A 3957-nucleotide genomic window follows, 5' to 3' on the forward strand; every position below is an offset into this window, starting at 1 on the left:
GAGATACGAGACACAATTACCCTTTATCGCCCAAACTGGTTAAATTTTAACAGTGACATCTACCCTGCCAGATAGGGGTATACACAAGCTTAAATTAAACGTTGGAACGCGCGTTTTTCTTCTTTGATTTATAGGCTTTCATTGAAATTTTTAAAGCAAGCTGTTTTTGTTTAATTGAAATGAGTTGTCTAGTTACGACCTTATGGTGTAACTCTGTGATAAAGTTTTTTTCCCAAGGCGTAAGGCGGTCAAACCTCAATAAAATAGTGTCATTGAGTACATTGAACAACTCGTATTGGCTTTTATCCATTCGACTGCTAAGCATTCAATTAGAGCACTTAGCTAGAGAAATGACGTTAAGGCTTTCTACTTTCTCATTTTTTCCTAAGGTAATGATTCGATAAGAGATCCCACTCTCTAATAGTGGTCTTATTTCGATGTTGTCACAAAAACTAACGGCGACTTTTTCTACTAAGCGGTCCATATTCAAAGTTTTCTTTTTTACGAAAACAAGAGTGACACTATCGCCCTCTGACTGTGCATTTACGAGTGTGATTGAGCCTAACTCTTGTGGAAGTTGGCTTGAAATAACTGTCGCTCTATAATCGGCAAGTCCATTAGATTTTATTGGGCTTATCTGACAACCGTTAAGCATGACACTGACGAAGAGAATTACAGTTGTTCGTAGCATTATGCGCTCCTTCTTCCTTTAGGTGCCTTAAAATATTTATGGATATAACGTGAAGATATAGAAGATAAGAGCGCACTGTAATCTAAACTGAATGTGACTTTTTCCCCTACAAATAGTGGTTTCTGTGAGGATTCAAGGACAAGATGATCACTGGTTGAAGACATGATCTTAATCCCATTCGGAGCCTTAAGCCCGCTGACACAAACATCTTGGCGGCCTAATGCTAGAATAGCTTGTGAGACCTCCCCTCTATCTTGAAGGTTTTCTTTTTCACCAAAAGCATTTAACCCCCGACTCCCCCAAGGCAAAGTCGGTTTAGTCTTGGATTCAATCACTTCAGCGGTCAAAGAAACCGCATCCGTATGTAAGCCTTTGATATTTTCGTGTTCTAAAGGCTCACAGCCTAAAAAAATGGCTTCTCCTATACGAAGGTTATTGACTCGAGTTAAGCCTGTTCTCTGAAGAGCCCAGTTAACTGAAGCAGAATTACCCCCTGAAATAATTTCTAGACTGACCCCAAATGTAGCTTCAATTCCATCGGCAAGCTCAGAAAGAATACTCATATTTTGATCATCTGGAGCGACACCATACCGACAGGCTAAATTCGTACCAATTCCTTTTATCGTGATGTTTGGTAAAGAAATAATCTCTCGGATAAAATCAATCACGCGATTTGGCATCACACCTTCTCTGAGATCGCCAAGCTCAACCATAATAATGATACCGTGACAGCAATTTTGTTGTTCCGCTGCATGTGAAAGCCTCTGAATCACTTCAACTTCAGAGTTTAAACTCATATCACTGTATTTTATTACGCTTGCCACTTGACTGAGCATGGGTGTACGTATCAGCATTTTAGGGATAGCAATGCCAATTTCAGTCATCTTTTGAAGATTTTCGATTCTTGAATCGGCTAACATTGTTGCGCCAGCATCAATAAGAACTTGTGCGATGATAGGGTGGCCGAGGAAGACTTTTGTTACAGGCGTAACGGATATATTTTTCAGTGATAGCTGAGAAATCAGGAACTGAGCGTTATGATGAACTTTCCCACAATCGATGTCTAACCTAGGGTAGTTCACCCTTTTTCGGCCAGTTTACTTGCTATTATAGGGAAGGCTGACGTTACGATGTGCAGTAGATGTTCAACAGGCTGTGACAAGACATCAGTAACCGGTAGACCAAATTCGGTAGTGTAAGTGTCTATCGCACAACGTGTTTCATCCAACGACATATCTTCATGATTCAGTGTTAGTCCAATAACATTGGTATTAGAAAACGTTTCGATAAGATTGATTTCTGAGGCAATCGAAGGCATTGGGCAATCAGGAAAATCACTACGATATAAACGTTTAGGGGCATGTTGCAGTATCACACCCGTTGGACAACTGCCACGTAAGATAAAAGCGCTGGTTGAAAACGCAGGGTGACTCAAGGCTCCTTGCCCCTCAACAATTATCAGATCCGGATTTTCTTTTTCATAGGCCTGTACAATGACAGATTCCAATTCACCGGCACAAAATTGTGAAGGGACTGCATCGAGTGCAACGCAGTATTGTGCGCCTTGCATAATACCTGTTTGACCAGTGGCAATCAGAACGACGTTAAGGCCTTTTTTAGTCAGTTCATTCGCCAATATTGTTGCTGTTGTTCGTTTTCCTAGCGCGCAATCCGTCCCCATTACAGCAATTCTCGGACATTTAACGTTGTGTATTTTCCCGCTAAACGTTTTCAGATCGCCTTTACTTTTGGGTTTGCGAGTATCGAATATTCGAACGTTATTCTTTAAACTGGCTTCTAAAAACAGAGGATCGTCGGTTAGAAATTCATGTAAGCCATTTACGATGTTCATTCCTAATGACATGGCATTTAAAATGATGCTTTTATCTAAGTCAGATAAAAAACCACTTGATGGCGCAATGCCAAAAATGAAATAATCGGGAATGCTTTCCGCGTGAATGATAGCTTCTTCAGCATTGGCAAGGATCGGTATTCCATTGGCTTTGTTATCAAGAACTTCACCAGCATCTAAGCCAGCAGACTCACTATCAATAACCGATAGAATACGATAGCTTAACGAATGCCTCACTAACCCATTAGCGGTTTTACCATCAATTTTACCAAAATTACCTTCGCAATATATAATTGCAGAAGGGATGACCGGATTTACTTTTTGAGCAAGTGGTAACCAAGGAGCTATATGGGGTACGTTGTTGGTATCTACATTTTCAATTCTAGAGAGTTTGAATATATTTCTTAACTTTTCGGTTGAGATGGACATAATTAAAGCCTGCAGTATGGCTTAGGAGGGCGACTAAGGAGTGCCGATTTGCGAGTTCGGAAAAGAAAAGAAGTCCCTACTAAGCGGTAGGGATAACAACCAAGGTAACACACTCACCAGACTTTTGTTGGTTATTATTAATACGCTTTCTGAGTCTATTACTTTCAGACTTCGCCCACTTGAGCGTTGTAATTTCTCAAACTCAATTTACCGCTTGTTAATCCCTTGTATCGAGACATTGCGGTCTCAGATATTGAGCGATAGTGATAACCAGACTCTGTTTTCCACTCCGATATTGTCCCATTTTTCAGAGCCGTTACTGCTTCGTTTCTGGGATGACCATCCTCCCAATGTACTGCATTCTTTCGAGGTGGTATCAACGGAGTACAGCCTTTATTTTTCAGGGTTTCATGACAACTTTTTGTGTCATATGCTCCATAGGTAGATTCGGTATGAACCTTTCTGCGTAAAGGGTTGAGTAATGTTGGTAGCACTTCACTATAGCCAACATTTACAAGGCTGACTTCCGCACTAATCGCTTCGTGAGTATCCACATCTACAGCTAAGTGCAGCTTACGCCATGTTCTTCGTTTTTCTGCACCATGCTTTTTTACTTTCCACTCACCTTCACCAAAGACTTTGAGGCCTGTCGAATCAATGGCTATATGGTGAATAGCCCCTCTAGACCTATTGCGATATTTGACCTGAACCGTCTTCGAGCGTTTACTAATACATGTGTAGCCAGGAGAGGTCAGCGGAACATCCATTAGCTCAAAGATAGAGTTGATAAAACCTTGAAGAGCACGTAATGGCAGAGAGAATATCCCCTTAATCATCAGGGCAGTTTCAATCGCTGTATCAGAGTACTGGAACTTAACTCAGTGTCCAAAACTTCTGGCACGGATCACTATGAATCCTAACCAAGGCCATTGGAACATTACTTTTTATTGTCCCATTGAACGGTGTCGTTGATCTTCAAGCTGAT

The 3957-nt window shown here is 41.0% G+C and carries 3 protein-coding genes and 2 pseudogenes; all 5 read right to left on the reverse strand.

The window, feature by feature from the left end; translation table 11 throughout:
• Nucleotides 1–94: 94 nt before the first annotated feature.
• Nucleotides 95–325 carry a hypothetical protein gene (locus AB4167_RS19100; protein WP_004735670.1) on the reverse strand — a complete coding sequence of 77 codons (231 nt, stop codon included), beginning with the start codon at nt 323–325 and terminating at the stop codon, nt 95–97.
• The gene (gspS2, locus tag AB4167_RS19105) at nt 326–691 is read right to left on the reverse strand and encodes a type II secretion system pilot lipoprotein GspS-beta (protein ID WP_016788065.1); all 366 of its coding nucleotides are present in this window, start codon (nt 689–691) and stop codon (nt 326–328) included.
• Nucleotides 648–1773 (reverse strand): annotated as a pseudogene (locus tag AB4167_RS19110) (alanine/ornithine racemase family PLP-dependent enzyme). Before AB4167_RS19110 ends, gspS2 begins: the two are co-directional and overlap by 44 nt.
• Nucleotides 1770–2972, reverse strand: coding sequence for a DUF1611 domain-containing protein (locus AB4167_RS19115; RefSeq protein WP_372072573.1), 1203 nt, complete (start codon nt 2970–2972; stop codon nt 1770–1772). The pseudogene AB4167_RS19110 and the gene AB4167_RS19115 overlap by 4 nt, the downstream one beginning before the upstream one ends.
• Nucleotides 2973–3136: 164 nt before the next feature.
• Nucleotides 3137–3844, reverse strand: a pseudogene (locus tag AB4167_RS19120) (IS5 family transposase); the annotation flags it as partial.
• Nucleotides 3845–3957: the final 113 nt, after the last annotated feature.

Origin of the sequence: Vibrio sp. 10N.286.49.E11 (assembly GCF_041469505.1) — a bacterium.
Classification (GTDB): domain Bacteria; phylum Pseudomonadota; class Gammaproteobacteria; order Enterobacterales; family Vibrionaceae; genus Vibrio; species Vibrio crassostreae_C.

Bases quoted from the DNA above. Each gene is read 5' to 3' on its own strand.
- AB4167_RS19100 (WP_004735670.1), bottom strand. From the start codon at position 325: ATGCTTAGCAGTCGAATGGATAAAAGCCAATACGAGTTGTTCAATGTA.
- gspS2 (WP_016788065.1), bottom strand. From the start codon at position 691: ATGCTACGAACAACTGTAATTCTCTTCGTCAGTGTCATGCTTAACGGT.
- AB4167_RS19115 (WP_372072573.1), bottom strand. From the start codon at position 2,972: ATGTCCATCTCAACCGAAAAGTTAAGAAATATATTCAAACTCTCTAGA.